This is a genomic window from Kitasatospora sp. NPDC004272 (assembly GCF_053603035.1).
Map to the genome: position 1 here is coordinate 17,588 of NZ_JBSGET010000064.1, position 26,998 is coordinate 44,585.

The following is a 26,998-nucleotide window of genomic DNA, read 5'->3' on the forward strand; positions in this document are numbered from 1 at the left end:
AGGGCCCGGAAGGTGCCGGGTCGGGGCGGTGGCGCGCCGTCAAAGCGTGAGAATCATCTGAAATCGGACATTGATCATTACGCTGGCGCGGGTGACCCCCATGCTCCGCGCCCCGCTCGCCGCCGCCCTCGCGCTCCTGCTCGGCCTGTCCGCCGCCGGAGCCGCGCCCGCCCAACCCGTCAAGGACTACCCGAGCGGCTGCGCCTCACCCGGCGCCACCGTCATCGACGGGCCCAGCACCGCGACCCTGGACCTGAGCGCCGGCAGCGTGGTGCGGATCACCGTCACCGGCGACTTCACCGGCGGCCTCGGCAACTTCCCGGCCGGCGCGCTGGTCTGCGTCGAATCCGGCGGCCGCTTCGCCCCCGGCTGGGCCGGCACCCCGAACGGCACCGTCGCCGTCGCCCCCGGCGGCCGCGCGCTGTTCTCCTACCTGTCCGTCGGGCCGACGTTCCTGCTGCTCAACCAGGGCACCACCACCCTGAACGGCTCCTTCAACGTCAACGGCTCCGGCTACCTGGACAACGCCAAGGGTGCCACCCTCCAGGGCAACGGCATCCTCAACCTCGGCAACGGCGCCGTCCTGGAGAGCGACGGCACCGTCACCCAGCAGAACCTGACCCTCAACCAGGGCAGCCGGCTGCGCAACGGCGGCACCCTCACCGTCGAGGGAGTCATCGACTCCAACGGCGCCATCGCCAACACCGGCACCCTGAAATCCGCCGGACTGCTCACCAACAGCGGCGCCCCGCTCACCAACCAGTGCGTCCTGGAACTCACCGGCAACTGGGAGAACAGCTCCACCGCCACCAACTCCGGCCTGCTGCTGATGGACGGACACCGCTTCGACAACAGCGGCAACTACCGGCAGGACGTCGGCGGCCTGATCTCCGCCGCCGAGTTCGGCAACGACGGCACCGTCACCGGCTTCGGCGACTACCACTTCACCGGACACACCTCCACCCAGGGCAGCTTCGTCGGCGACGAGGCGTCCTCCCCGATCCAGGTCGACTCCACCGCCCCCGCCGGGCAGATCTTCGACGCCGAGAGCGGCGCCCTCGCCAACACCGTCCGGGCCACCGTCCCCGTCGACCCGAACGCCCACCCCGCCGGCTGCACCGACCGCGCCCCCACCACCGCCGACCTGGTCGCCACCAAGACCGGCCCCGCCACCGTCCCGCCCGGCGCCCCCGTCAGCTACACCCTCACCCTCCGCAACCTCGGGCCGGCCCCCGCCGCCGACACCGTCCTGACCGACGCCGTCCCGCCCGCCCTGACCGGCGTCCAGCTCTCCGACGGCGGACAGCTCGACGGCAGCACCGCCCGCTGGAGCATCGGCACCCTCCCCGCCGGCGCCGTGCTCACCCGCACCGTCACCGGCACCGCGCCCGCGAGCGGCAGCTTCACCGACACCGTCTCCGCCACCACCTCCACCCCGCAGACCGCCACCACCGACAGCGACGGCACCAGCTCCGCCGCCAACGTCACCACCACCGTCCAGGCCGACCCGCCCCCCAACCGGCCCCCCACCACCGCCGACCAGCGCTGGAACACCCTGGTCGACACCCCGGTCAGCGGCGCCCTGGCCGCCTCCGACCCCGACGAGGGCCAGGAACTGCGCTGGTCCCTGATCACCGGACCCGCCCGCGGCACCGTCGCACTGCGCCCCGACGGAACGTTCCTCTACCAGCCGCAACCCGGCCGGACCGGCCTGGACACCTTCGTCGGACGGGTCTGCGACAACGGGCAGCCCTCGCTGTGCGCCGACGCCACCGCGACCGTCGCCGTCGCCCCGCTCGCCCAGGACGTCTCCGCCACCACCTTCCAGGGCGAGGCCGTCACCGTCCCGCTCACCGTCAACGACGTCGGCGCCGCCACCGACCCGGTCATCGCCGCCCCGCCCGCCCACGGCACCGTCACGCTCGGCCCCGGCGGCACCGCCACCTACACCCCGGACCCCGGCTTCCTCGGCGTCGACACCTTCCGCTACCGGGTGTGCAGCCCCGACGCCCCCCAGATCTGCTCCGCCGCCGACGCCACCATCACCGTCGAACCCCACCCCGTCGTCCCGCCGACCGCCCAGCCGCAGACCGTCGACACCGTCGCCGGACGCCCCGCCACCGGCCAGGCCGAGGCCAGCGGCCCCACCGCGCTCGCCTTCTCCCTCGGCACCGCCCCCACCCGCGGCACCGCCACCGTCGCCGCCGACGGCGCCTTCACCTACACCCCCGACCCCGACGCCACCGGCCGCGACACCTTCACCTTCCGCGCCTGCGACACCGGCGGCCGCTGCGCCACCGCCCAGGTCACCGTGCTGATCAGCCCCGACGTGGTCGGCGACGCCGCCACCGCGACCGTCGGCACCCCCGTCGACCTGGACGTCACCGCCAACGACACCGGCGCCGCCGGACCGCCCGAGATCACCACCGCCCCCACCCTCGGCACCGCCACCGTGCTGCCCGACGGGCGCGTCCGCTACACCGCCACCGCCACCGGACGGGACACCTTCCAGTACCGGCGCTGCACCACCGACGGCACCCAACTGTGCGGCACCGCAACGGTACTGGTCTCCGTCGAGGCCGGGCTCGCGGTGCACGCCGACGACCTGGCGGTGGACGGCGACGTCGACCAGCCGATCGGCGGACGGCTCACCGGCGTCACCACCGCCGGGACGCTCGCCTTCACCCCCGGCACCGCCCCCGCCCACGGCGCCGTCACCGTCGCCGCCGACGGCGCCTTCACCTACACCCCCGCCGCGGGCTTCACCGGCACCGACACCTTCACCGCCCGGGCCTGCTCCGGCCAGGTCTGCGCCGAGGCCACCGTCACCGCCACCGTCCGCCCGCTCGCCGCGCCCGGCCGGCTCGCCACCGTCAGCGGCACGGCCGTCTCCCTCGACCTCGCCGCGCTCACCACCGGCAGCGGACTCGTCCTCGGCATCACCACCCCGCCGGTGAACGGCACGGCCCTGCTGGACGGCACCCACGTCGAGTACGTCCCCGCCACCGGCTACGCGGGCACCGACACCGCCGTCTACCGGGCCTGCAGCCCGCAGGCGCCCACCGTCTGCGCGGAGGGCCGACTGCGGATCACCGTCAGCCCCGAGGCCGGCGGCGCCGCCGTCACCACCCCCGCGACCGTCCCCGTCACCGTCGACCTGTTCACCGGCACCATCGGCGCCCGCGGCCTCGGCACCGTCACCAGCATCGTCACCCCGCCCGCGCACGGACAGGCCGTCCTGCTCCCCGACGGCCTGCTGCGCTACACCCCCGACGGCACCTGGACCGGCGTCGACACCCTGCTCTACCAGCTCGCCGTCCCCGGCTTCCCCGACGAGGGCCCGCTCGCCGCCCAGGCCGCCGTCACCGTCACCGTGGTGCCGAACCCCGGCGACGACCTCGCCGAGACCGAGGAGAGCACCCCCGTCACCCTGGACGTCACCCCCAACGACATCGGCGACGCCGGACCTCCCCGCCTCCTGCTGCCGCCCACCCGGGGCACCGTCACCTTCCGCGGCCCCGAGGCCACCTACACCCCGCTGGCCGGCTTCACCGGCACCGACTCCTTCACCTACCTGGTCTGCAGCCCCCGCACCCCCACCGCCTGCGCCAGCGCCCTGGTCACCGTCGTGGTCCACCCCGGGCCCACCCCGACCCCGACCCCCACCCCGACCCCGACGCCCACCCCGACCCCGACGCCGACGCCCGCCCCGGAGCCCCCGCCCGGGCCCACCCCCGCGCCCAAGCCGCACGGCCGCCTCCCGCACACCGGCACCTCCGGCGGCCCGCTGCTGCTGACCGGCCTGCTCGCCGCCGTGCTGGCCCTCGCGGGCGCGGTCCTCACCCGGGCCGGGCGACACCGGCACTGAGACCCGCCCGGCACGACCCGCACGGCACGACCCGCTCAGGACGACCCGCTCAGGACGGCCGCCCCCGGAGGAGCACCCCGGTGGCGGCCGTCAGCGCGCCCGCCGCGACCAGCGCCCAGCCGCCCTGCCCGTGCAGCACCAGCACCGCGCCGGGGACGACCCCGGCGAGCATGGTCAGGGCGGCCAGCACCCGGCGCCGCCGCCGGGGCGAACGCGGCTCGGCGGCCAGGCCGGTGAGCGTCATGGTCAGCACGGTGGTGGTCAGGTCCGGCACGCCGAGGCTGCGCACCGTCGCGTTGCGCAGGCCCATCGCCAGCGCCAGCAGCGCGATCACCCCGTACTGGACCGCCCCGCCGGTGCCGGCGGCGAACACCACGGCCGCCGCCGCGAGGTGCAGCACGCACTCCGCGGCCAGCGCGGGCCGCAGCCGCCCCGCGGTCAGCCGCCCGGCCAGCGCCGCGCCGAGCAGGAACGCCGCCAGCGCGGTGGTCGAGCCGAGGACGGAGAAGCCGGGCGCACCGGCCAGGCCGAAGCCGATCACGACCACGTTGCCGGTCATGTTGGCGGCGAAGACGTGCCCGAGCCCGAGGTAGCTGACGGCGTCGATCAGCCCGCTCACCACGGTCAGCCCGAACAGCGCCAGCGCCAGCGGATCGCCGTCCCCGGCGTCCGCCCCGACGGCCTCGCTCCTGCTCACGGTGCTCCTCCCGGACGGCGCTCGACGGCTGCTCAGCAGTGTGCCGGACCCGCCGCGGGGGCGGCGGATCCGGCGGGGCCGGGCGCGGCGGGGCCGGCGGTCAGCAGCAGTGGCGGGCCGGGGCGGCCGGGAGGCCGATGGCGTGGCGGGCCTGGGTGAGGGCGGAGCCCCAGTCGCCGGTGAAGCGGATGGCGCGGTCGTCGATGTAGACGGCGGCGCCCAGCTTCTTGTTGGTCACCAGCAGGCAGTCGCCCTGCCAGTAGGCGCGCTCCGGGTCCTCGTCGACCAGCGTCTCCAGGCCGGAGTGCTCGCGCAGCCAGCCCGCCACGGCGGGGTGGAAGCGGCGGGGGCGGGCGGTCATGATGAACACCGAGCGGACCCGCTTCAGCGCGTGCAGGGACTCGATCGCCCCCGGGACGGGCGCGCCGTAGATCCGGCCGTCCTGCCAGCCGTCGTGGTGGGCGACCAGGGTCTGGTCGAAGTCGATGCCGACGGCGTGCGAGGCGGGCGAGGCGGGGTCGAGCGGAACGACGGTCATGGGACCGGGTCTCCTTCTGGTGCGGTCGCGGCCGGTTCTCGGCCGGTTCGCAGGAGAGGAGTCGCCCGGCCCGCCCCGCTTACCGGGTTCCGCCGCGTTCGGTGATCAATTAACTCCCAGGGGTGATTCCCGGCGGCGGAGGACCGGTCGGCGGGCCTCACTCCGGGGTCAGCGCGATCAGCGCGATGTCGTCGGCCAGGTGGTGGCTCCAGTCGCGCACGTCCCGCTCCAGGAACAGCAGCACCTCCGCCGGGCCGACCCGGCCTGCGGGGGCCGGCGGACCGAACGCCGCCGACAGCCGTTCCGCCGCCGGGTAGAACTCCCGGGAGGCGTTGCGCGCCTCGGTCAGCCCGTCCGTGTACAGCAGCAGCACCTCCCCGGCGGGCAGCGGCACCCGCCGGGGCTCCGGCGCGTCCCCGCCCAGCCCGCCGAAGCCCAGCGGCAGCAGGGCCGGCGCCGGCACCTCGCGCACCCCCGCCGCGTCCAGCGCCAGCGGCGCCAGGTGCCCGCAGTTCACCACCTCCACGTGGCCGTCCGGCGCCCGGTGCTGCAGCAGCAGCGCCGTCGCGAACAGCTCCTGGTCGCCACGGGCCGCCGCGCTGCGCGCCGTGTGCCGGTCCAGCCGGGCCGCCAGCTCGCCCAGGTCCGCCGTCTCGTGCGCCTGCGAGCGGAAGCACCCCAGCAGGTCCGTCACCGTCTGCACCGCCTGCAGGCCCTTGCCCCGGACGTCCCCGATCAGCACCCGCGTCCCGTGCGGGGTCTGCACCGCCTCCAGGAAGTCCCCGCCGATGCCCGTCCCCGCCGTGGCCGGCTGGTACCGGGACGCCAACCGCAGACCGCCCAGGCATTCCGGGACCGGGTGCAGCACCGCCTCCTGCAGGGCCGCCTCGCTGGCCAGGCTCGCCGCCAGCCGGTCGCTGCGCTGGCGCCGCCCCCACAGCGCCAGCCCCGTCACCACCCCCACCGCCAGCGCCGCCCCCTGCGCCAGCGGCCGCTGCGCCAGCTCCGGACCGGCCAGCGTCCGCATCAGCAGCCACTCCCCGGCCGCCGCCCCCACCACCCCCAGCACCACCACCGGCAGCCCCGCGACCAGCGCACCCGCCGCGACCACCGCCGCCGCCACCCACAGCAGGTTCTCCGCCTGCCGCCCGCTGGGCCCCGCGCTCACCGCCGAGGTGTACGGCAGCGCCTGCGCCGCCGCCGTCCCCAGCAGCACCGACACCGGGTGGAACGCCGCCGCCGTCCCCAGCCGCCCGCGCGGCAGCGCCGACAGGAACCACGCCATCTGCGGCACCTGCGCCATCATCACGCCCACGCCCGTCAGCAGCGCCGCCAGCGTGCCCAGCACCATGCCGGTGACCGCCCGCGTCGGCAGCGCGTGGCACAGCGACAGCCCGACCACCGCCAGCGGCAGCCCCAGCGTGCAGCCCGTCACCGGCGAGATCCGTCGGCCCCGCACCAGCAGGCAGCCCGCCGCCCCGCCCGCCCCGTACGCCGAGACCATCAGCGCCGTCAGCCACACCCCGAGGCCGGACGCCGCCGCCAGCACCGGCAGCGCCAGCAGCAGCGCGAGCTGGGTGAAGCCCACCGCGACGCCGGTGGCCAGCGCCATCGAGGTGATCCGCGGCGGCACCGAGAAGAAGCGCCGCCGCCAGCGCCGCCCCGCCAGCGCCGCCGCCAGCGGCAGCAGCGCCAGCAGCGACACCGTCCGCGGATCCGCCCACCCCCACACCGGGCCGACCTGCAGCGCCGTCACCGCCGCGGCCAGCGCCACCGCCAGCGCCAGCAGGAACGGCCGGTCCAGCGGCACCGGCGGATCGCCCGCCTCCGGCAGCCGCCGCCGCGCCAGCAGCAACAGGCCCACCGCGATCAGCGCGCCCAGGCCCGCGCTCACCCGCAGGCCCGGCATCGACGGGGCCCGCGGGACCAGGTTCGCCGCGACGAAGAACGCCACCGACATCACCGCCAGCCAGCCGCCCAGCGCCTCCCGCATCCGGCCCGGCGGATTCAGCGCCGCCACCGAGGCCAGGCAGCCGGCGAAGGACGCCGACACCCCGACGATCACCACCGACCGGCCCAGCAGGTACGACCAGCCGGAGAACGCCGCCGTCTCCACCACCAGCCCCGCCGCCAGCACCCCCAGCGACTGGACCAGCACCCGGCGCCGCCCCCAGGCGTCGCCCGCCCGGCCCGCCGCGAACAGCGACAGCACCATCAGCGCGCCGCCGCCCACCTTCATCCCCACCACCTGCTGCGGGCCCAGCCCGAACCGGGCCCGCACCGCGGGCAGCGCCGCGCCCTGCAGCACCGGCGACACCACGTAGAACACCGCGGCCGCCGCCAGCAGCACCCACACCGACCGCCCGACCCCCACCCGCCCCAGCACGGACGGAGCGCTCACGGGCACGGGCGCGGGGGAGGCCGTGGGGGTCGCGGCCATCGGGGACCTCGTTCTGTTCGGCGAGCGGAAGGACCACCCCACTGTGCCAGGTCGAACCGGGTGAAAGTGGACGAAAGGGACAGAAACCCCGGTCCGGGGGCGCCCGGGTGAACAGCGCCCGCCACCTCATCCGCGACGGGATGAATTGCTTCTCGGACACCTGCACGACTGACGGGTCCACGCGCGAGGAGAAGTGCGCCTCGCCGCTGCGGGGCCCCGGCCGCGGACTTCGAGGAGACGCGACGAACTGGACCGCGTCAGGTCCACGCGTCGACCCGTCCGGCCCGCATGGCATCGAGCAGCATGGTGGCGATCTGTGCGCGGACCCGTCCTCTGCGTCCGCCCGGTGCGAATGCCGTCGACTCGGTCCGGGGGCAGCTGTTCCGGGATGCGCGTAGGTGTTGTCGAAGGAGACGGGCTTCGTTCCGTGGTCGGCGCAGGCATCGATGACGTTGCGCATGAGGACGGGGAACTGCCGCTCCCACGGCTGCGAGTCCAGGGGGGAGGCCGACGGTGCGGTAGGCGGTGTCGCCGACCGCACCGTACCGGCACTTCAAGGACCGCGACGCCCTTGAGTCCGCGCTGGCCGTCGAGGGTTTCCGCAACCTGCTGGCCGACCTGGGCAGCGGGCGCGGCCTGCCCGCCTCCGCCCCGGACCTGGCCGAGTTCGCCGTCGCCTACGTCGCCTACGTCGCCTTCGCGCTGCGGCGCCCGGCCCTGTTCGGCGTGATGTTCGGCAAGCCGTGCGACGACGCCGCCGACGAGCGGGTCGAGGCCGCCGACGCCCTGCACACGCTGCTGGCCGACGCGCTGGATCACGTCTTCCCGACGCGGACGCCTCGGCGCTGACGTCGGCAGGGTGGGGGCTCGCCCACGGGCTGGCCTGCCTGCACCTCGACGGCAAGCTGCAAGCCATATCGGAGGAGGAGGTCGCCGACCGGGTGCGCAGCGCCTTCCTGGTCATCACGTCGGTCGGCTCCTGATCCGTGCCGTCCGGCCCGCACATGCCCTGCACTGCGACGGAGCGACACCTCGCCGTCCCGGCCCGCACGAAGGAAGATCAGTCATGACCAAGCGCGTCCTCCACGTCGTCACCAACGTCGGCCACTACGACGACCCGTCCCACGCCACGGGCCTGTGGCTCTCCGAGCTCACGCACGCCTGGCACGTCTTCGAGGAACACGGCTACGAGCAGACACTCGTCAGCCCGGCCGGCGGCGCGGTGCCCCTCGAGCCGCGCGCCCTGAAGTTCCCGAACTACGACAAGACCGCCAAAGCCTGGCGTGCCGACCCCGGGAAGACGGCACTGCTAGAGAACACGGCTAGCCCGGACCGGATCGACCCCTCCGAGTACGACGCGGTCTACTTCACCGGCGGCCACGCGGTGATGTACGACTTCCCCGACAGCGAGGGCCTGCAGCGCATCACCCGCGAGATCCACGAGCGCGGTGGCATCGTCTCCTCGGTCTGCCACGGCTACTGCGGCCTGCTCGACACCCGGCTGTCCGACGGCTCCTACCTCATCGCCGGCCGCAAGATGACGGGGTTCGCCTGGACCGAGGAAGTCCTCGCCCGTGTCGACAAACTGGTCCCCTACAACGCCGAGGAGAAGGCCAAGCAGCGCGGCGCGCTCTACGAGAAGGCGGCACTGCCGTTCGTCCCCTACGTCGTCACCGACGGCAACCTCGTCACCGGCCAGAATCCTGGCTCGGCCAAGGCCACCGCGAAGAAGGTCGTCCAGGCCCTCGAGGGCAGCGCGTCCAAAGGGCGCGGCTGAGTCGAGACGCCGTCCTCCATGGGATCCTGACCCGTCAGCTCCCCCTTTCCAGGGCGCGCATGTTGACCGAGCCGACCGCGCAGCGGGACCGGTCCAGCTCACCGCGGCTGCCGAGTTCGTCCAGGAGCACCCGATGGAGCTCGGCCCACACCCGAGCCTTGCTCCACCCCCGTGCCGCCGGCGACCGCCGCCCTGCGGACGTACCGACGCAGTCGGCACCACCCACTGGAACAGCTCCCACGACTCATCCGGCGCCAGCCGCTCCACGGGCTTCACCAGCGAAGCCCGCCCAGTCGAGGGCTGCTGATCAGTGCGCGAGCCAGCCGAGGACGATGAGGACGTCCGGACGGCGGAGGGCGTGTGCCGGCTGCGTCGGGCTCCGCCTATCGGGTGAATCCCGGCCTCGCCCCGAGTCCGGTCAATTGATGGACTGTCAGGATCTCCCTGCATGCGAACCACTACGGCGACCAGGGATGTACTGATGACCGAGAACCCGCAAGAGATCCGCGCGGAGCGCCCCCAGCAGCCGAACGAGCCCGGTCCGTACGATGTCGTGCTCGCCGGGGGGCGCGTGGTGGATCCGGAGAGGGAGGTCGACGGCATCCTCCACGTGGGGATCACGGGGGACCGGATCGCGGCGATCTCGCCCGAGCCTCTGGAGGGCGGGACGGTGATCGACGCCACGGGCCTGGTCGTCGCTCCCGGGTTCATCGACCTCCACGCCCACGGCCAGCAGCTGCCCGCCGCGTGGATGCAGGCCTTCGACGGGGTGACCACCGCGCTCGAACTGGAGTCGGGACTCCTGCCGATCGCGAACTTCTACGACAAGGTGGCCGCCGAGGGCCGCCCGATCAACTACGGCGCCTCCGCCGCGTGGACGTACGCGCGCATCGCGGAGAAGGAGAAGGACTTGGCGCCCCCAAGGCCGAACTGACCTGGTTCCAGAAGGCGTTCGAGCGCAACGGCTGGCAACAGAGCCTGGCCGACGAGGAGGAGGTGAAGCGCATCATCGCCGGCGTCGAGGAAGGGCTGGAGCAGGGCGCCCTGGGCATCGGCATCAACGGCGGCTACGCGCCCGGCTACGGCCGCAAGGAGTACCACGCACTCGCCCAGCTCGCCGCCAGGCACGGGGTGCCGACCTTCACCCACATCCGCTACCTCTCCGTCCAGGAGCCGGACAGCGGCTTCGAAGGACTCGGCGAACTCATCTCCCTCGCCGCGGCGACCGGCGCGCACATGCACATCTGCCACCTCAACAGCGTCGCCGGCCGGGACATCAAGGCCTGCGTGGAACTCGTCACCGAAGCCCAGGAACGCGGTCTGCCGATCACCGTCGAGGCCTACCCCTACGGCGCGTGCTCCAGCACCGTGGGCGCCGAGGTCTTCAAGAACGACTGGCTCGCACGCTGGGGCGTGGACGACGCCTCCGCGATGGAGTACAACGGCGAACCCCTGACCCAGGAAAGGATCGACGAACTGCAGAAGGAGGACCCCGGCGCCGTCATCGTGATGCACTTCCTGCACCCCGACGACAACGCCGAGGACGCCGAGATGCTCGACCTCTCCGTCCTGCACCCCGGGGCCGCGATCGCCTCCGACGCGATGCCGTGGGCACGCAAGGACGGCACGATCATCGAGGGCGACGCCTGGCCGCTGCCCGAGGACGCCTTCGCCCACCCGCGTTCGGCCGGCTGCTACGCCCGCTTCCTCGCCCGCTGGGCCCGCGGCGGCCCCGAGCGCACCGAGCCCAAGCTGACGCTGGTCGAGGCGATCCGCAAGACGAGCCTCATCCCCGCGCAGATCCTGGAGAAGGCCGTGCCCCAGATGCGCAGCAAGGGCCGCATCCAGGTCGGCGCGGACGCGGACATCGTCGTGTTCGACCTCGCCACCGTGCGGGACAACGCCACCTTCACCGAGCCCGCGCAACGCTCCACCGGCTTCCGGCACGTGATCGTGAACGGCACCCCCGTCATCCAGGACGGCAAGGAGGTCCTGGAGGCGCGCCCCGGCCGCCCGATCCGCCGCCCCACGGCGCCGGAGGCATCGGTGTAACCGGCCGCCACCGCCACAGAACGAGCCGAACCGCAGTACTTGCCCTCGGCGATCTCGGTCGGTCGGGTACCCGGGTGCGTGCTGACCTTGTCCCGGACGACCTGTGGGAGCGGGCGGCGCCACTGCTGCCACCCGCTCCCGAACGACGCCACCGCCACCCCGGAAGACTCCGCGTTCCGGACAGGGCGGCCCTCGCCGGCGTCATCTACGTCCTGCGGGCCGGCATCGCCTGGCGCGACGTCCCCACCGCCACCATCGGCTGCTCCGGAGTCGCCGCCTGGCGCCGACTGCGCGACTGGACCGAGGCCGGCGTGCGGCCCCGCCTGCACACCGCGCTCCTGACCGAACTGCGGTCGGCGGGCCTGCTGGAGATGGACGATGCGGGGATCGACGGCTCGCACGTCAGGGCCCTCAAGGGGGGCTCACACCGGACCTTCGCCGGTCGACCGGGGCCGGCCGGGCAGCAAACACCACCTGATCGTCGACCGGCACGGTACCCCGCTCGCCATCACGCTCACCGGCGGAAACCGCCACCACGTCACCCAGTTGCTGCCGCTGCTGGACGCGATACCGCGCATCCGGGGCCTGGGCGGACGGCCACGACACCGGCCGCGCAGGCTCTTCGCCGACCGCGGCTACGACAAGTACCGCCGCATCCTCCGGCGCTGCGGCATCACCCCCCAGATCGCCCGCCGCGGCGTCGCCCACGGCTCCGGACTCGGCAACAGCCGTCGGGTGGTCGAGAGGACCTTCGCCCGGCTGCACCAGTTCGAGCGCCTGCGGATCCGCCACGAGATACAAACCGACCTCCACCTGGGCCTGCTTCAACTCGCCTGCAGCATCATCTGCCCGAGGAAGCTCCGAACCTCATTCTGAAATGATCATTAAGTCGCCGGGCCGAACCAGCGCGCCAGGGCCTCCGGCAACCCCTCCCCGGCCCCCGGCTCCTCACCGACCCAGGCCACGTGCCCGTCCGGACGCAGCAGCACCGCCGCCGCCCCCAGCTCCGGGCAGCCGTCCACCAGCACGTCCACCCGGTCCTCCCGGCCGACCGCCGACAGCAGCCCCGACCGGTCCAGCAGCACGCCCCGCCCCGCGTGCATCCGCCCGTACAGCCGGTCCGCCGGCGCCGGGGCGTCGACCAGTCGGACGTCCCGCAGCCGACGGCCCAGCAGGGCCGGGCCCGGGCCGAAGTCGTAGCGGACGTCCACCCCCGAGATCACGCCCGTGATGTACCGGTTGACGTCCGGGAAGTCCATCAAGCGGGCGAACACCCCGCGCAGCGCCACCGCGCCCGGCGCCGTGCCCAGCAGCGTCATCTGCGCCCGGGTGTGCGCGATCACCGCCGCGCCCACCGGGTGCCGCTCCGCGTGGTAGCTGTCCAGCAGGCCCGGCGGGGCCCAGCCGGCCACCTCGGCGGCCAGCTTCCAGCCCAGGTTGAACGCGTCCTGCACGCCCAGGTTCAACCCCTGGCCGCCCGTCGGCGGATGGACGTGCGCCGCGTCCCCCGCCAGCAGGACCCGGCCCGCCCGGTACCGCTCCGCCTGCCGCGTCGCGTCCCCGAACCGGGACAGCCAGCGCGGCGAGTGCACCCCGAAGTCCGTGCCCGCCACCGCGCGCAGCCGGGCCCGGAACTCCTCCAGCGTCGGCGCCGCGCGGTCCTCCGAGACGCCCTCCGCCGGAACGATCACCCGGTACACCCCGCCGCCCTCGTGGTGCAGCCCGAACCGCAGCTGCGTGCGCCGCACCTCGGCCACCACCTCGGCGATCCGCTCCGGATCCTCCGCCGCCGCCATCTGCCCCAGCAGCGTCTGCACCGTCGCCGGCTCGCCCGGGAACGCCACGCCCGCCAGCCGGCGCACCGTGCTGCGCCCGCCGTCGCACCCCACCAGCCAGCGCGCGCGCAACCGCGAGCCGTCCGCCAGTTCGGCCTCCACCCCCTCCTCGTCCTGCGCCAGGCCCACCAGTTCGCAGCCGCGCCGCAGCTCCGCGCCCAGCTCCTCGGCCCGCTCCCACAGCAGCCGCTCCGTCACCGGCTGCGGCGTCGCCAGCCCGTACGGGTGCGCCGTGTCCATCCCCTCCGGCCACGCGCGCGCCTCGCCCGCGAACAGCCCGCCGACCCGGAACTCCTCGCTCACCGCCCGGAACCGCTCCAACAAGCCGCGCTGATCCATCACCTCCACACTGCGCGCGTGCAACCCCTGCCCCCGGGACTCCCCGGTCGGTGCCGTCAGCCGCTCAAGGACCACCACCTCCACCCCGTGCAGCCGCAACTCGCAGGCCAGCATCAACCCGGTCGGCCCGCCGCCGACCACCAGCACGTCGATCATCAACCCTCCGAAAACGTCCGACAAGTGATTTTCCGTCAGCTTGCGGACTTCTCTCCGCCATCCCGTCACCAGCCGGACATTCTGGGCCATCGACCGGGCCTTGCGGCAAGGCCCCCGGCGCGCGGTACCTTGGAAGTGGCGGGGCGGGGCCTCCGGGGCGGGGCTCAGCGGACCACGTCGAAGACGTTCTTCTGCACGCCGTTGGAGTACGCCGCGAACTCGACCAGTTCGAGCTTCTGCACGTCCTTGTCGGTGTCGCTGAACAGCCGCCGCCCCGCACCCAGCAGCAGCGGGAAGACCAGCAGGTGGTAGCGGTCGACCAGGCCCGCGTCGGACAGGGCGTGGTTCAGGCGGGCGCTGCCGTGCAGGACGATCGGGCCGCCGTCGGTCTCCTTCAGGGCGGCCACCTCGTCCACCGAGCGGAGGATCGCGGTCGGCCCCCAGTCGGAGACCAGCTCGTCCTCGCCGAGGGTGGTCGACACCACGTACTTCGGCAGCTCCTTGTAGCGGGCGAACTCCGCCATCCCCGGCCACACCGGGCTGAACGCCTGGTAGCTGACCCGGCCCAGCAGCACCGCCCCGGCCTCCTCCTGCTCCCGGCCCTTGATCTCGAACGCCTCCGGGACGAAGTCGATGTCCTTGAACGTCCAGCCGGCGTTGCGGTAGCCCGGCTCGCCGCCGGGGGCCTCCATCACGCCGTCCAGGGAGACGAAGGCGGTGCTGATCAGGGTGCGCATCGGTGGTACCTCGTTCTGCTGCGAAGGGGGAAACGGGTCGGGGGTCAGCGGGCGGGCAGGGCGGAGAGCCAGTGCTGCCAGGCGGACTCGGCCGCCGCGGCGGCCGGGGCCGGTTCGGCGAACAGGTGGTGGAAGAGCAGCAGCACGCCCGGCGGGTGCAGGAAGGCGTACAGGCCGTCGGCGGTGCGGACCTCGAAGCGCTCCTCGTCCGACCAGACCAACTCGCCGTCCAGCGGCGGCAGTCCGGGCAGATCGGCGCGGACCCGGGTGCCGGCCGGCGGGTCGGCCGGGAGGGCGAGCGCGGCGGTCAGCGCGGCGCGGACCCCGGCGGTCGGGAGGCCGGCGGTCGGCCGCACGGCGAACACCGGGACGGCGGTGCGGCCCGCGAAGTGCGTCAGGTACTCGCGCAGTGTGTGCAGGTGGAACGGCCAGCCGCGACGCAGCGCGTCGTACTCGTCCGCCCAGTCGTCGCCGAGCACGCCGCTGTGCACCACCCGGAGCACGGTGCTGCCGCCGTCGCGGCCCTCGACCAGGTACTCGAAGGCCATGAACCGGCCGTCCCCGCCCGGCTCGGTGCGGGTGGCGAAGCGCTTGCCCGGCTCGTACGCGGTGACCGTCGAGGTCTCCCGGTGGCCGCCGGTCTCCATCGAGGCCGCGCCGCCGACCCGGGGGTCGACCTCGTTGCGGCCCATGAACCAGGAGTCGATGCCCGGGCCGGTGGCGATCGCCGCCCAGACCTGCTCGGGATCGGCCGGCAGGGTCAGTTCGAATTCCAGCTCGAAGGGGTGCGGCACGGTGTCAGTCCTCCTGCGGGGCGGCCGGGTCGGTGGTCGGGGCGGGCGCGTCGGTGGTCGGGGCGGCCGGGATCTGGTGCAGGCCGACCACCAGTCGGTGGTCGCGGCCCTGCGGGGCGGACTCGTCGTGGTAGCGGCCCACCAGGGCGGTGACCGCCTGCGAGAGCTCCTCGGCGAAAGCCGCCCGGTCGGCCGCCGAGGCGAACCGCACCCGGGCGTCGATCCCGAACGAGGCCACCCGCTGCCGGGCCCGGGCCGCGCCGGTCAGCAGCGAGCCGACCTCCTGCACCAGCCGGGCGCCGAGGGCCAGCAGCCAGCGCGCCGAGAGCTGGTCGGGCGAGCGGGCCGGATCCGGACTGACCGCCGCGAGGGCGGCCGGCGAGATCACGTACGAGGCGGCCGTCGCCCGGTACACCCGCTCCGTCACGCTCCCCTTGCGGCGCTCCTCGGCCAGCTCCACCAGGCCGTGCCGCTCCAGCTCCTTCAGGTGGTAGTTCACCTTCTGCCGGGGCAGCCCCAGCCGGGCGGCCAGCATGGCGGCCGAGCCCGGCTCGGCCAGGGCCGCCAGCAGGCGGGCCCGCATCGGGTCCAGCGAGGCTTCGGCGGCGGCGGGTTCTTCGATCACGGCTACGTCCAGCACCCCTCCAGGATCCTGCCGACAAATTTTCTTGTCAAGGAGGAAAAGTTTGTCGGCGCGGCGTGGTGCGGCGCGGCGCGGACGGGTACCGGGGAGGGCCGGACGGGCGCCGGGGGAGGGGCGGGCGGGCGCCGGGGGAGGGGCGGGCGGGGGTCACCCGTTCGGGCGATCGGCCTTGCGGGGGGCGGACGGGGCGGGAAGCGTCCGTTCGGGGGCCGGTCCGAATGCGAGGAGCACGCGAGCATGATGTCGGACGATCTGCGGACGCTCGCCCACGAGGCGTACGTGTACCTGTACCCGCTGGTGACCATGGACGTCACCCGGCGGCAGGCGGTGTCCGTGCCCAACGGGATCAAACCGGCCTTCGGGCCGCCCAACGAGTTCCACCACCTGCGGGAGTTCCCCTCGGCGGAGTTCCGCTCGGTGGTGCGGCCGAACTTCGACACCCTGTACTCGTCCGCCTGGCTGGACCTGACGAACGGCCCGGTGGAACTGCACGTGTCGGACACCGGCGGCCGGTACTTCATGGTGCCGCTGCTGGACATGTGGACCGACGTGTTCGCCACCCTCGGCCCGCGCACCACCGGCTCCGGCGACCAGGACCACCTGGTGGTCGGCCCCGACCACCGGGGCGAACTCCCGGCCGGGGTGCGGGTGCTGCGCTCGCCCACCCCGTACGCGTGGGTGATCGGACGGATCCAGACCAACGGCCCGGCCGACTACGAGAAGGTCCGGGAGGTCCAGGACGGCCTGACGGTACGGGCCCTCGAACCGGTCGAGCACCCGGCCGACCCGGCGGCGGACGTGACCACCCCGCCGCTGGACACCGTCAACGGGTTCGGCGCCGTCGAGTTCTTCACCCGGGCCGCCCGGGCGCTGGCCGTCAATCCGCCGCACCCCACCGACTTCGCCGTCCTGGCACGCATCGCCCACCTGGGCGTCGTCCCCGGCCGGGAGTTCGACCCCGGGCGGTTCTCCGACGCCGAACTGGCCGAGCTGGAGGCGGGAGCCCGGGCCGCCCGGGAGGCGATCCTGGCGTCCCCCGCCGTCATCGGCACGGCCGTCAACGGCTGGCGGGTCACCGCCGAGACGATGGGCGTCTACGGCAACGCCTACTTCAAGCGGGCCGCCGTCACCGCGATCGGGCTGGGCGCCAACCCGCCGGAGGACGCGATCTACCCCGTCCTGGCCCTCGACGCGGACGGGGCCCGCGTCACCGGCGAGCACGACTACCTGCTGCACTTCCCGGCGGACGGCCTGCCGCCCGTCAACGCGTTCTGGTCGGTGACGATGTACGACGCCGCGGGCTTCCAGGTCGCCAACGCGCTCGACCGCTTCGCCCTGGGCGACCGCGACCCGCTCGCGTACAACCCGGACGGCTCGCTCGACATCCTGGTCTCGCACCGGGACCCCGGCCCGGAACGGCGGTCGAACTGGCTGCCCGCGCCGAACGGCCCGCTCGGCCTCACCCTGCGCCTGTACGCGCCCCGGCCGGAGGCCCTCGACGGGCGCTGGGCCCCGCCCGCCGTCCGCCGGACCGGCTGACCGCCGCCCGCCGCCGGGCCCAGGGCCGGTTCACAGGGCCGGGGCCAGCCGGGTGGCGGTCTCCAGCAGGAGGGCGTGGACGAACGCCTGCGGCAGGTTGCCGCGGAGCTGGCGCTGGGCGATGTCGTACTCCTCGGCGTAGAGGCCGGGCGGGCCGCAGGCGGCGCGGTTGCGCTCGTACCAGCGGAGGGCCTCGGGGAGGTTCCCCTGGGCGAGGTGGGAGAGGGAGACCAGGAAGCCGCAGAGCAGGAAGGCGCCCTCGGCCTCGGCCAGCGGGCCGGGGGCGTGCCGGAAGCGGTAGCAGTGGTGGTCGTCGGCGAGGTCGGCCAGGACGGCCGCGAGGGTGGCCCGGCTGGGGCGGGCCCGGGGCGGGACGGCGCCGCGCAGGGCGGGGAGCAGCAGGGCGGCGTCCACGGCGGGGTCGGTCGGGGAGCGCTGCCAGCGTCCGCCGGAGTGCAGGGAGTCGGTGAGGGCGGCGGCGGTGAGGCGTTCGGCGAGGGGCAGCCAGTCGGGGCGGCGCAGGGCGTCGGCCGCGGCGCGCAGGCCGGCCGCGCAGGTGAGGCGGCTGTGGGTCCAGTGGTCGGGGTGGATCTCCCAGATGCCGCTGTCGGGTTCGCGGTACCGGGCGGCGATCGCCTCGACGGCGACCCGGGCGGCCCGGTGCCCGTCGGCGTCCAGCTGGTCGTTCCGGGCGGCGGCGGCCAGCAGGAGCAGGCTCTCGCCGAACCCGTCGAGCTGGAACTGCCGGTTCACCCGGTTCCCGGCCACGTCGAACCCGCCCGGGTAGCCCGGGAGTTCGAGCCTGCGCAGGTCGGGGACGGGTCCGCCGTCGACGGTGTACGCGGGGGCCAGCCGCGGCCCGTCGGTGAGCAGCCGGGCGGTGACGAAGCGGGCCGAGCCGGCCAGCAGCGGGTGCGGTCCGCGGGCCGCGACGGCCTGGCCGATGTACGCCTGGTCGCGGATCCACACGTACCGGTAGTCGTAGTTGCGGCCCTGTTCGGCGCGTTCGGGCAGGCTGGTGGTGGCCGCGGCGACGGTGCCGCCGTCCGGGCCGGTCAGGCCGGCGAGGACGGCGTGGGCGTGCCGGGCGTCCCGGCGGCCGGGCAGGCCGGCCAGTTCGTCCAGGGGCGGGACGTCCGCGGCCCAGGCCGCCCCGGTGGCCGCCCAGGCGCGGTCCGGATCCGGCGGGGCCTCGCGGAGCGGACGGTCGGCGAGCTCCAGCACCAGGTCGTACGAGGCGCCCGGCGCCACCCGCAGCACCGCGTGCAGCCCGCCGCAGCGCTCCGGCCGGGCCTCCGGCAGACCGGTCAGCCGGGCGTGCAGCGGGCCGGTGCGCAGCGTCCAGCGGCCCGCGGCGTCCCGCTCCGGGGCGGTGGCGGGCGCGGTGCCGAAACCGGCGGCCAGGTGCAGGGAGACGTCGAGCTCGGTCGGGCCGTCCACGGCCAGCACGCGGCGCAGCAGCACCGTCCGGTGCGGCTCGGCCGGACGGGCCAGGGCCTCCCGGCACTCCACCACCCCGCCCCGGGTGACCCAGCGGCTGCGGTGCACCAGCCCGCCGTCCTCGTACCGGCCGCCCGGCACGTACGTCCCCGTCGGGGTCAGGCCGAACCAGCCCGGGCCGCCGATCAGCGAGGACAGCACCGCGTCGCTGTCCCAGCGCGGCGCGCACAGCCAGCCGAGCACGCCGTCCGGGTCGAGCAGCGCGCCGCGGCGGCCGTCGGCGAGCAGGGCGTAGTCGCGCAGCGGGTGCGGGGCGGGCGGGGCGCAGGGACGGGACGCGACGGGCACGGCGGCCTCCGGGAGTCGGGCGGCTCTCGCGGTTGCGGCTGTCCGCTCCGGCGCCGCCGGAAACCTCCGGTCCGTTTCCGGCCCCGGGCGCCGGGCAGACGCCCGGCGCACGCGCCGGCCCCCGGGCCGGCGGCGGAACGACGCGAGGAGACGGCGATGGGACGGCAGGAACGTCCGCTGCACGACATGGGCGGGGCGATCGGCCCCGCGGACCAGGGACGGCGGGACGAACCCGGCCCGGCGGGCGACGGTCCCGGACGCGAGCCCGCACCGATCGGCAAGGGCGGCACGCCGAACGTGGCGGGCAGCGACGAGCAGCAGCCCGAGATCGCCGAGGGGCCGGTGCCGGGCGTCCAGCCGGACGAGACGGACGGCGGGCACGGCGACGGTGACGGGGACGGCGGTGACGGCGGGGACGGGGACGGCGGGAGAGGGGTGACCCGGGAGCTCGACCCGCCGGGCCCGCCGCGCGCCCCGTCCCGCCCGGTGCGCCCCGACGCGGTGGAGGACGCCCCCGCCGCGCTCGACCCCGAACGGGCCCGCCCCGCCGACCCGGGCGCGGACCCGCGGGACGAGGGGCTCCCGAACCTCGCGGACGGCTCGCCCACCGCCGACCGCGCCGCCGACCCGCAGCGCCCGTCGGTGCCGGGGGACCGGCCGGTCGCGGCCGAGGCGTTCGGGGTGACGGGGGAGGAGCAGGCGCTCGGCGAACCGCTGGAGGACAAGCTGGCGGCGGAGCAGCCGGAGGTCTGGGAGGAGCAGCCGGAGCGGGCGGACGACCGCCCCGGGGCGTCGGCGGAGGAGGCGGCGGTGCGGGAGGAGGGGGAGTGACGGCCCGTCGGGGGAAGCACCGGTGACGGTGCCCGGCGGTGCGCGGGGCTTCGCGGGGCGTCGAGGGCCGGTGCCGTCAGCGGGCGGGCGGCGCAGGGTGCCGGAAGCGGTGCGGTAGCGGGCGGCGTCCAGGTGGGCCGGCGGGGTGGCGTCGAGGTGGCGGCGGAACGCGGACTGCAGCGCGCGCGGGGTGACGTACGCGGCGCGGGCGATGTCGGCGGGCGTGCCGTCCTGGTCGGCGTGGGCGTCGGTCCGGGCCAGGGCCCGGCGCAGGGTGGCGGGCGTGGCGTCGCGGTGGTCGGCGCGGGTGCGGGCGGTGCCGTTGGTGCGGGCAGGTGTGCGGGAGGGCGGCCGGGGCCGGGGCGGCGAGCTGCCGGGCGGCGGTCGAGACGAGCAGCCCGGTCGGCGGATGCTCCGCGCTGCCCAGGACGTGGTCGCGCAGGCGGGCAACGGCCGAGCCGAGGGGCCGCCCGGCGGCCGGATCGTCGAGGTCACCGGCGAGGCCGACACGGACACCGCCCCGCAACTCGCCCGGGCCCTGCGCGGGGAGATCGGCGGCAGACCGGCGCCGCACGTCCTCGTGGTGGACCGCTCGCGGCTGGGCTCCTGCTCCTCCTCCGGCCTCGACGGGCTGATCAGGGCCCGGCGGGCGGCCCTCGCGGCGGGCGTCGCGTTCCGGCCCGGCGCGCCGAGCGGCCAGCTGGTGCGGCTGCTGCGGATCACCGAGACGGACCGGGTGTTCCAGGTGGGCGACCCCGTCCGGTGGTGGCCGACCGGCCGCCACGCTGCCAGGAGCCCTGTGCGCGGGCGGGGTTCGGGGCGTCGGTTTCCGGCGGGGGCCCCGGGGAGGCGCTCGGCACGGGGTGGACCGATCGGGGCCCGCGAGGGCCCGGACTCCGTCCGCCACCGCGCGGCGGCCGGGAGCCGGGTCCTGCCGGGGAGAGGCCCGCGGGGGCGGGGTTTGAGACGCGCGGCCCTGGTCAGCCGCTGGGTATGGAGTTCACGCCGGAGTACCTGGAACCGCTGCCCACCGCCGACCGGTGCTCGGGGGGCGGTGGGCAGCGACCGTCCGCACCGTGGGTGGTGGTGCGGGACGCGGGCGGGCGTCGGGCGGCCGGGGACGGGGACGGCGGGGTGGCGGTGCTGTTCGACCGGGACGCCGTGCTGATCGAGGACATCGCGTACAACGGCGACCCCGGCCGGGTCTACCCCCGGCCCGGCGCCCGCCGGGCGGTCGACGAACTGCGGGAGCTCGGCGTCCGGTTGGGGGTGCTCACCGAGCAACCCGGGATCGCCCGGGGGGTCCTGACCCGGCGTCGGGTCGAGATCGTCCAGCACCGGATCGAGGAACTGTTCGGCCCGTTCGACGCCTGGGCGCTCTGCCCGCACGGCCCGGCCGAGCGCTGCGGCTGCCGCGCGCCGGCCCCCGGACTGGTCCTCGCCGCGACCCGGGCGCTGCGGGTGCGACCGGCCCGCACCACCGTCATCGGCGGCACCGCCGCCGGCCTGGTCGCCGCCGCCGAGGCCGGGGCGCACGGCCTGCTCGTCCCCACCGCGGTCACCCGCCCCGGGGAGATCAGCGCGGCGGGGCACCGCCGGGCGGCGGACCTGGGTGGGGCGGTGCGGCTGGTGGTCGCGGGCGGGGCGGTGCGCTGAGGGGTGAGCGGGGGACCGCTCCCGGCCGGGGCGGGCGGCCGGAGGGCGGTGGGGCGGGGGTTGGGGCAACGCCCCGGGGGTATGCGCGGGGCGCGGGCCCGCGGCCGTGGGCCGGGCGGGTCATGGAGGAGCAGGGTCAGGTGGGTGTCATGGACGGGCCGCACGGTTACCGGATCGCCGTTCCCGGGCGGCCGGGGGCGCACGCGCCGCAGCTGATGGTGGTGGTGTACCGCTCCTCGGAGACCACGGAGGAGGGCCTGGCCGTGTACGTGGGGGCGGACGGGCTGCGGGTGACGGTGCACGGCACGGTGGCCTGCTTCCTGGCGCCGTACCCGCCCGGCCTCGGGCACCCCTACGGGTACGCCTACCCGCTGGCCGCCGCCTGAGGGCGGACGCGCCGGGGCCGCCGGGCCGGGGACCGGCTTCCGGATCCTTCCCGGCGGCTCCACACTGGCCGGATGGGTACCGAGACCGAGCCGTTCCGCGCCGTTCCCGCCGAAGTGCGGCCCTACCTGACGGAGCTCGTGCACCGCACGCGCGCGGTGTGCGGCTCCCGGCTGACCGCGGTGGTCGCGGTCGGGTCCCTCGCGCTGGGCGACTACCGGCACGGCCGCAGCGACGTCGACGTCACGGTCGTCCTGGAGGGCCCGCCCCCGGACGGGGTGCTGCGCGAGCTGGCCGAGGTCCTCGACCACCGGCGGCTGCCGTGCCCGGCGGCGGGGCTGGAACTGGTCTGCTACGCGGCCGACTTCGCCCGGGTCCCGTCCGGGGAGGCCGGCTACCTGCTGGACCTCAACACCGGCGCCCAACTGCCGGGCCGGGCGGCCTTCGGCCCGGACGGGGGGCCGTCGTTCTGGTACGTCATCGACCGCTCGGTGGCCCACCAGTCCGGGATCGCGCTGTACGGCCCGCCCGCGCCGGAGGTGATCGCGGAGCCCCGGCCGGCCGACCTGTACGCCGCGGTCCGGGCCTCGGTGCGCGAGCACGGCGACGGCGAGGGGCACCTCGCCGACAACCGGGTCCTCAACGGCTGCCGCTCCGTGGTCCGGTGCCGCACCGGGCGCTGGTTCGCCAAGCGCGACGCGGCCGGGCGGGTCGCCGCCGCGGAGGAGGAGTTCCGTCCGCTGATCGAGGCCGCGGTCCGCAGCTTCGAACTCCCCCGGGCCGCCGCGCTGCCCCTGCCCGCTCCGCGGGTCCGGGAGTTCCTGGGCTGGGTGCGCGCCCGCGTCGAGGAGAGCGCCGCGGCGGCCGGGGCCTGACCGGCCCGGACCGGGCGTCACCCGTACGGGCGGCCCGTCCGGGGCGGAGGCGGAGGCGGCGGCCGGATCCCGGCCCCGGGCGGACGTCAGGGGGTGGCGAAGGCGGTGACCAGGGCGCGGTCGAAGGCCGGGAGGTCGTCCGGCTTCCGGCTGGAGACCAGGGTGTTGGGGCCGTCGGTGCAGACCACCACCTCGCGGTCCACCCAGTGCGCGCCCGCGTTGGCCAGGTCGGTGCGCAGGCTCGGCCAGGAGGTCATGGTGCGGTCGCGGACCGCGTCGGCCTCGATCAGCGTCCACGGGCCGTGGCAGATCACCGCGACGGGCTTGCCGCGGCCGAAGAACCCGGCGACGAACTCCACGGCCCGCTGGTCGGTGCGCAGGAAGTCCGGGTTGGCGACGCCGCCGGGCAGCACCAGGGCGTCGAAGTCGGCGGCCGAGACGTCCTTGACGGCCGCGTCCACCATGAACGGGTCGGCCCGGTCGAGGTGGTGGAACGCCCGGATCTCGCCCAGCTCGGTGGAGACCAGGCGCGGGGTGCCGCCGTGGTCCAGGACGGTCTGCCAGGGCGAGGTCAGCTCGACCTGCTCGGTGCCCTCGGGCGCGACCAGGAACGCCACGGTCAGACCGGCCAGCTCGTCCGGCCGCCCGGTGCCGGCGGCGGCGGTGGCGGTGGCGTCGGCGGTGGTTTCGGTGTCGGTGGGGGTGTCGTTCACGACGGTGCTCCGTTCTTCGATCGGGCGGACGTGCGGGGGAACCCCCGTGCGGGGCGTCTGGCCGCGAACGGTGCCCGGCAAACCGGTGGGAAAGGTGTGGATCGGGCGAACGGTCGGCATAGGGTGGAAGCCGGGCGGAGGCTGGGTGGAGGCCGGGCGGAGGAGGTGGAGGACGCGGTGGACTGTGAGCGGGGCGAACTGGAGGCCACGGTCGACCGGCTGCGCACCGAACTGGAGGGCGTGCGCACCGCGATGCGGACCCGGGCCGTGATCGAACAGGCCAAGGGCGTCCTGGTCGAGCGGCTCGGCTGCGCGCCCGAGCGGGCCTTCGACGAACTGGTGCGCCGCTCCCAGGACGGGAACCGCAAGCTGGCGCTGGTCGCCGCCGACCTGGTCGCCGCCGCCGCCCCGCCCCCGGCCGCCCGCGAAGCCCCGCCCGGACCGGCGCCCGAACCGGCGCCCGCCGCCGGACCACCGGACGCACCGGACGCACCGGTGGAGCCGGTGCGCGGAGCGGGTGCGGACGGGGGCGAGGACGAGGGCGCGCTGGCCTCCCGCTTCCACCTGGCCGCCGCCGCCCTCGCCACCGCCACCGGCCCCGACGAGGTCGCCGAACAGCTGCACCGGACGGCCCTCGGGCCGCTCGGCGCCCAGGCCCTCGCCCTGGCCGTGCGCGAACCCGACGACGCGCTGCGCCTGGTCGGCGCGCACGGGGTCACCTCGCGCCAGCTCAGCCAGTGGCAGCGCATCCCGCCGCACACCCGGGTCCCGCTCACCGAGGCCGTCCGCACCGACCGGCCGGTGTGGGTGGGCGACCGGCGCGAGTTCGCCTCCCGCTACCCCGACCTGACCGGCGAGGACCTGGTGCCCGGCAGCACCGTCTGCGCCCTCCCGCTGCACGCCGGCGGACGGCTGCTCGGCGCGCTCAAGATCGGCTGGGCGGACCGCCGACCCCCCGACCCGGCCGTCACGGCCCACCTGGCCGCGCTCGCCGACCTCGCCGCCGACGCCCTGCTGCGCCTGTTCGACGCCCTGCCGTCCGCCGCGCCGTCCGCCGCTTCCGCCGCGGCGGTCCCCGGCGCGCTGGAACCGGCCGGCACCCCCTGGTTCCGGGCCGTGCTGGACGGCCTGCTGGACCCGGTACTGCTGCTGCGCACCGTCCGCGACCAGGACGGGAAGGTCACCGACCTGCGGGTCGAGCACGCCAACGCGCCCACCGTCGACCTGGCCGGACGGGACGCCGCCGAACTGCGCGGCCGACGGCTCACCGAGCTGTACCCGGGCATGGTCGCCTCCGGCACCTTCGACCGGCTGCGCACCGCCGCCGCCGACGGCATCCCCTACCGGGGCGAGGCCGAACGGTACGTCGAGACCGTCGCGGGCAGCACCCGCTCCAGCGCGATGACCGTGCACGCCACCCCCTTCCAGGACGGCCTGCTGCTCACCTGGCGGGCCCACGACGAACGCGACCGGCGGATCGCCCAGCTCGCCCAGACCGCCCGGCTGGCCCGGGTCGGCACCTGGGAGTGGCACCCCGGCGAACGCCGGATCACCTGCTCGGACGGCGTCCCGCAACTCTTCGGCGCCCCCACCGGCACCGCCGGCCTCGACCCGCGCGCCGCCCTGGACGCGGTCGCCCCCGCCGACCGCGAAGCCGTCCGGACCGCCGCCCGGGCCCTGCTGGACGGCCGCACCCCCGTCACCGCCGACTTCGCCGTCCGGGCCGCCGACGGCCGGCGCGACCTGCGCGCCCTCGGCGAGGCCACCCGCGCCGACGACGGCCGACTGCTCGCGCTCAGCGGTGTCGTCCAGGACGTCACCCCCTGGCGGCGCGCCGAACAGGCCCTCAACGACACCCGCGACCGCCTCGCCGACCAGCGCCGCCGCACCGAGGACGAGCAGCGCGCCGTCCGCGCCCTCCAACAGACCCTGATGCGCGCCCCCGCCGGCCGCCCCGTCCCCGGGCTCGACACCGCCGCCCGCTACCTGCCCGCCGAACGCGAACGCAAGGTCGGCGGCGACTGGTACGACCTGCTCGACCTGCCCGACGGCACCGTCCTGCTCGCCGTCGGCGACGTCTCCGGACACGGCCTGCCCGCAGCCGGAGTGATGTCCCAACTCCGGTACGCGCTCCGGGGGATCGCCTACGACGGTGCCCCGCCCGGACAGCTCCTCGACCGGCTCGACCGGATGCTCTGCCACCAGCGCGCCGACCACATCGCCGCCGTCACCGTCGCCCGGCTCGACCCCCGCACCGGACACCTCGCCTGGGCCCGGGCCGGCCAACTGCCCCCCGTCCTGATCCACGACGGCACCGCCCGCACCCTCGACCCGCCACCCGGCCTGGTCCTCGGCGTCACCCCCGGCGCCCACCGCCCCACCGCCGAACTCCACCTCGCCCCCGGCGACACCCTGCTGCTGCACACCGACGGCCTGGTCGAACGGCGCAGCCCCGGCGCGGGCTCCGACGCGGGCACCGCCCGACTGCTGCGCGCCTGCGCCGACTACCGGGCCGCCCCCGACCCGGGCGCACTGGCCGACCACCTGCTGCGCCGCCTCGGCGGCCCCAACCCCTTCGACGACATCTGCCTGCTCGCCGTCCGCCGCCGCGACGCCTGACCTTCCGGGATCACGCCCGGCTGGAGTCGCCGAAGCGGAAGCGCCGGTGCATCCGCTCGCGCCAGGGCAGTTCCGGGGCCACCAGTTCGTCCGGCGGGGCCTGGGCCAGCGGGCCCGGGAGCGGCATCGCGGAAGCCTCCGCCTCGGTGGCCCGGACCTGGGCGCCCAGGGCGGCCAGCCGCACCGGGGCGAGCCGCTCGCGAACCGCCGGGAACACCCGCGCCTCCTCCCGGCCGAAGTGCCCGGTCGCCGCCTCGACCAGCCGGGCCACCAACCGGTCGAACTCGGCCGAGCCCGGCGCCGCCCCGCGCAGCTCCCGGACCAGGGCCCGCAGTGCGGCGTGCGACTGCAGACCGTGGTCCACCGCGTCGTCCCCCGGCGGGTGGCCCGGCCGGGCGAGCGGGTACAGGTGCTCCTCCTCGGCCGTCAGGTGCCGCACCAGGGCGTCGGCGGTGACCGCCGCCAGCCGGCAGCGCCGGGGGCCGCCCAGCGGCAGCCCCGCGAGTTCGCTGAAACGCACCCGCAGCACCTCGTGATCGGTCGTCAGCTGCTCCAGCAGGTCGGGTTCGCGACGGGTGGCCATCTCCACGCGCCTCCTCGGCGCGCGCCTGCCCACCGGCGGGGTGCGGAAACACCGGCGGGGTGCGGGAGCCCGGGCGGGGTGCGGGAGCCCGGGCGCGGCCGAGGGGCGGGGCCCGGGTAGCCGTCCCGGGCCCC

At 75.9% G+C, this 26,998-nt stretch carries 22 protein-coding genes and 3 pseudogenes; 13 read left to right on the forward strand and 12 right to left on the reverse strand.

Annotated features, from left to right (window positions below; all coding sequences use genetic code 11):
- Positions 1-100 precede the first annotated feature (100 nt).
- Positions 101-3,868 carry an Ig-like domain-containing protein gene (locus ACWEO5_RS20605; protein ID WP_452163767.1) on the forward strand — a complete coding sequence of 1,256 codons (3,768 nt, stop codon included), beginning with the start codon at positions 101-103 and terminating at the stop codon, positions 3,866-3,868.
- 49 nt (positions 3,869-3,917) lie between these two features.
- On the opposite strand, the gene ACWEO5_RS20610 is transcribed toward ACWEO5_RS20605, so the two are convergent.
- The 4 genes and pseudogenes from ACWEO5_RS20610 to ACWEO5_RS20625 form a co-directional block, all read right to left on the reverse strand.
- On the reverse strand, positions 3,918-4,565 hold the full coding sequence (locus ACWEO5_RS20610; RefSeq protein WP_452163748.1) for a YoaK family protein: 648 nt from the start codon (positions 4,563-4,565) through the stop codon (positions 3,918-3,920).
- Between the two features lie 100 nt (positions 4,566-4,665).
- Entirely contained in the window at positions 4,666-5,103 is a 438-nt protein-coding gene (locus ACWEO5_RS20615) for a hypothetical protein (RefSeq protein ID WP_452163749.1), read from the reverse strand.
- Between the two features lie 157 nt (positions 5,104-5,260).
- Positions 5,261-7,504: an MFS transporter gene (locus ACWEO5_RS20620; protein WP_452163751.1), complete on the reverse strand. Its 2,244-nt coding sequence runs from the start codon at positions 7,502-7,504 to the stop codon at positions 5,261-5,263.
- 305 nt (positions 7,505-7,809) lie between these two features.
- Positions 7,810-8,073, reverse strand: a pseudogene (locus ACWEO5_RS20625) (NAD-dependent epimerase); the annotation flags it as partial.
- Positions 8,074-8,272: 199 nt separating this feature from the next.
- Here ACWEO5_RS20625 and ACWEO5_RS20630 point away from each other — a divergent pair.
- Together ACWEO5_RS20630 and ACWEO5_RS20635 are read left to right on the forward strand one after the other, a co-directional pair.
- Positions 8,273-8,392, forward strand: coding sequence for a hypothetical protein (locus tag ACWEO5_RS20630; RefSeq protein ID WP_452163768.1), 120 nt, complete (start codon positions 8,273-8,275; stop codon positions 8,390-8,392).
- A 217-nt stretch (positions 8,393-8,609) separates the two neighbouring features.
- Complete coding sequence (locus tag ACWEO5_RS20635; protein WP_452163752.1) at positions 8,610-9,320, forward strand: type 1 glutamine amidotransferase domain-containing protein; 711 nt, start codon at positions 8,610-8,612, stop codon at positions 9,318-9,320.
- An 8-nt stretch (positions 9,321-9,328) separates the two neighbouring features.
- Here the strand turns inward: ACWEO5_RS20635 and ACWEO5_RS20640 are convergent.
- Positions 9,329-9,599 (reverse strand): annotated as a pseudogene (locus ACWEO5_RS20640) (IS5/IS1182 family transposase); the annotation flags it as partial.
- Positions 9,600-9,801: 202 nt separating this feature from the next.
- Between ACWEO5_RS20640 and ACWEO5_RS20645 the strand changes: the two are divergent.
- The 3 genes from ACWEO5_RS20645 (at position 9,802) to ACWEO5_RS20655 (ending at position 12,248) form a co-directional block, all read left to right on the forward strand.
- On the forward strand, positions 9,802-10,254 hold the full coding sequence (locus ACWEO5_RS20645; protein ID WP_452163753.1) for an amidohydrolase family protein: 453 nt from the start codon (positions 9,802-9,804) through the stop codon (positions 10,252-10,254).
- On the forward strand, positions 10,194-11,372 hold the full coding sequence (locus ACWEO5_RS20650; RefSeq protein WP_452163754.1) for an amidohydrolase family protein: 1,179 nt from the start codon (positions 10,194-10,196) through the stop codon (positions 11,370-11,372). The genes ACWEO5_RS20645 and ACWEO5_RS20650 overlap by 61 nt, the downstream gene beginning before the upstream one ends.
- 74 nt (positions 11,373-11,446) lie before the next feature.
- A protein-coding gene (locus ACWEO5_RS20655; RefSeq protein ID WP_452163755.1) for an IS5 family transposase occupies positions 11,447-12,248 on the forward strand; the annotation gives its coding sequence in 2 pieces (ribosomal slippage) (positions 11,447-11,773 and positions 11,775-12,248; 801 coding nt in all).
- Between the two features lie 8 nt (positions 12,249-12,256).
- Here ACWEO5_RS20655 and ACWEO5_RS20660 read toward each other — a convergent pair.
- From ACWEO5_RS20660 to ACWEO5_RS20675, 4 genes are all read right to left on the reverse strand, one after another.
- Positions 12,257-13,702: an FAD-dependent monooxygenase gene (locus tag ACWEO5_RS20660; protein WP_452163756.1), complete on the reverse strand. Its 1,446-nt coding sequence runs from the start codon at positions 13,700-13,702 to the stop codon at positions 12,257-12,259.
- 164 nt (positions 13,703-13,866) lie between these two features.
- The gene (locus tag ACWEO5_RS20665; protein ID WP_344555842.1) at positions 13,867-14,439 is read right to left on the reverse strand and encodes a dihydrofolate reductase family protein; all 573 of its coding nucleotides are present in this window, start codon (positions 14,437-14,439) and stop codon (positions 13,867-13,869) included.
- Positions 14,440-14,483: 44 nt separating this feature from the next.
- The gene (locus tag ACWEO5_RS20670; protein WP_452163757.1) at positions 14,484-15,233 is read right to left on the reverse strand and encodes an SRPBCC family protein; all 750 of its coding nucleotides are present in this window, start codon (positions 15,231-15,233) and stop codon (positions 14,484-14,486) included.
- Positions 15,234-15,237: 4 nt separating this feature from the next.
- Positions 15,238-15,873: an ArsR/SmtB family transcription factor gene (locus ACWEO5_RS20675; protein ID WP_452163758.1), complete on the reverse strand. Its 636-nt coding sequence runs from the start codon at positions 15,871-15,873 to the stop codon at positions 15,238-15,240.
- Between the two features lie 240 nt (positions 15,874-16,113).
- Here ACWEO5_RS20675 and ACWEO5_RS20680 point away from each other — a divergent pair, with 240 nt between their 5' ends.
- Positions 16,114-17,415 (forward strand): DUF1254 domain-containing protein, encoded by a 1,302-nt coding sequence (locus ACWEO5_RS20680; protein ID WP_452163759.1) that lies wholly within the window; start codon positions 16,114-16,116, stop codon positions 17,413-17,415.
- A 30-nt stretch (positions 17,416-17,445) separates the two neighbouring features.
- Here the strand turns inward: ACWEO5_RS20680 and ACWEO5_RS20685 are convergent, their stop codons facing one another.
- Positions 17,446-19,203 carry a glycoside hydrolase family 15 protein gene (locus tag ACWEO5_RS20685; protein WP_452163760.1) on the reverse strand — a complete coding sequence of 586 codons (1,758 nt, stop codon included), beginning with the start codon at positions 19,201-19,203 and terminating at the stop codon, positions 17,446-17,448.
- A 156-nt stretch (positions 19,204-19,359) separates the two neighbouring features.
- Here ACWEO5_RS20685 and ACWEO5_RS20690 point away from each other — a divergent pair, with 156 nt between their 5' ends.
- From ACWEO5_RS20690 to ACWEO5_RS20710, 5 genes and pseudogenes are all read left to right on the forward strand, one after another.
- Complete coding sequence (locus ACWEO5_RS20690; protein ID WP_452163761.1) at positions 19,360-20,034, forward strand: hypothetical protein; 675 nt, start codon at positions 19,360-19,362, stop codon at positions 20,032-20,034.
- 409 nt (positions 20,035-20,443) lie between these two features.
- Positions 20,444-20,770, forward strand: a pseudogene (locus ACWEO5_RS20695) (STAS domain-containing protein); the annotation flags it as partial.
- Between the two features lie 257 nt (positions 20,771-21,027).
- Entirely contained in the window at positions 21,028-21,690 is a 663-nt protein-coding gene (locus tag ACWEO5_RS20700) for an HAD-IIIA family hydrolase (protein ID WP_452163762.1), read from the forward strand.
- Between the two features lie 149 nt (positions 21,691-21,839).
- Positions 21,840-22,076, forward strand: coding sequence for a DUF6296 family protein (locus tag ACWEO5_RS20705; RefSeq protein ID WP_452163763.1), 237 nt, complete (start codon positions 21,840-21,842; stop codon positions 22,074-22,076).
- A gap of 72 nt (positions 22,077-22,148) precedes the next feature.
- The gene (locus tag ACWEO5_RS20710; RefSeq protein ID WP_452163764.1) at positions 22,149-22,949 is read left to right on the forward strand and encodes a nucleotidyltransferase domain-containing protein; all 801 of its coding nucleotides are present in this window, start codon (positions 22,149-22,151) and stop codon (positions 22,947-22,949) included.
- Between the two features lie 86 nt (positions 22,950-23,035).
- Here ACWEO5_RS20710 and ACWEO5_RS20715 read toward each other — a convergent pair whose 3' ends face one another.
- Positions 23,036-23,572, reverse strand: a complete 537-nt coding sequence (locus ACWEO5_RS20715; RefSeq protein WP_452163769.1) for a type 1 glutamine amidotransferase domain-containing protein — start codon at positions 23,570-23,572, stop codon at positions 23,036-23,038.
- 267 nt (positions 23,573-23,839) lie between these two features.
- Here ACWEO5_RS20715 and ACWEO5_RS20720 point away from each other — a divergent pair, with 267 nt between their 5' ends.
- The gene (locus ACWEO5_RS20720) at positions 23,840-26,281 is read left to right on the forward strand and encodes a SpoIIE family protein phosphatase (protein ID WP_452163765.1); all 2,442 of its coding nucleotides are present in this window, start codon (positions 23,840-23,842) and stop codon (positions 26,279-26,281) included.
- A 10-nt stretch (positions 26,282-26,291) separates the two neighbouring features.
- Here ACWEO5_RS20720 and ACWEO5_RS20725 read toward each other — a convergent pair whose 3' ends face one another.
- Complete coding sequence (locus tag ACWEO5_RS20725) at positions 26,292-26,864, reverse strand: hemerythrin domain-containing protein (RefSeq protein WP_452163766.1); 573 nt, start codon at positions 26,862-26,864, stop codon at positions 26,292-26,294.
- Between the last annotated feature and the right edge of the window lie 134 nt (positions 26,865-26,998).

Coding starts and splice junctions, on each gene's coding strand:
- ACWEO5_RS20630 (WP_452163768.1), top strand. CDS start 8,273: ATGTTCGGCAAGCCGTGCGACGACGCCGCCGACGAGCGGGTCGAGGCC.
- ACWEO5_RS20665 (WP_344555842.1), bottom strand. CDS start 14,439: ATGCGCACCCTGATCAGCACCGCCTTCGTCTCCCTGGACGGCGTGATG.
- ACWEO5_RS20615 (WP_452163749.1), bottom strand. CDS start 5,103: ATGACCGTCGTTCCGCTCGACCCCGCCTCGCCCGCCTCGCACGCCGTC.
- ACWEO5_RS20705 (WP_452163763.1), top strand. CDS start 21,840: ATGGACGGGCCGCACGGTTACCGGATCGCCGTTCCCGGGCGGCCGGGG.
- ACWEO5_RS20700 (WP_452163762.1), top strand. CDS start 21,028: ATGGAGTTCACGCCGGAGTACCTGGAACCGCTGCCCACCGCCGACCGG.
- ACWEO5_RS20645 (WP_452163753.1), top strand. CDS start 9,802: ATGACCGAGAACCCGCAAGAGATCCGCGCGGAGCGCCCCCAGCAGCCG.
- ACWEO5_RS20710 (WP_452163764.1), top strand. CDS start 22,149: ATGGGTACCGAGACCGAGCCGTTCCGCGCCGTTCCCGCCGAAGTGCGG.
- ACWEO5_RS20725 (WP_452163766.1), bottom strand. CDS start 26,864: ATGGCCACCCGTCGCGAACCCGACCTGCTGGAGCAGCTGACGACCGAT.
- ACWEO5_RS20635 (WP_452163752.1), top strand. CDS start 8,610: ATGACCAAGCGCGTCCTCCACGTCGTCACCAACGTCGGCCACTACGAC.
- ACWEO5_RS20680 (WP_452163759.1), top strand. CDS start 16,114: ATGATGTCGGACGATCTGCGGACGCTCGCCCACGAGGCGTACGTGTAC.
- ACWEO5_RS20660 (WP_452163756.1), bottom strand. CDS start 13,702: ATGATCGACGTGCTGGTGGTCGGCGGCGGGCCGACCGGGTTGATGCTG.
- ACWEO5_RS20605 (WP_452163767.1), top strand. CDS start 101: ATGCTCCGCGCCCCGCTCGCCGCCGCCCTCGCGCTCCTGCTCGGCCTG.
- ACWEO5_RS20690 (WP_452163761.1), top strand. CDS start 19,360: ATGGGACGGCAGGAACGTCCGCTGCACGACATGGGCGGGGCGATCGGC.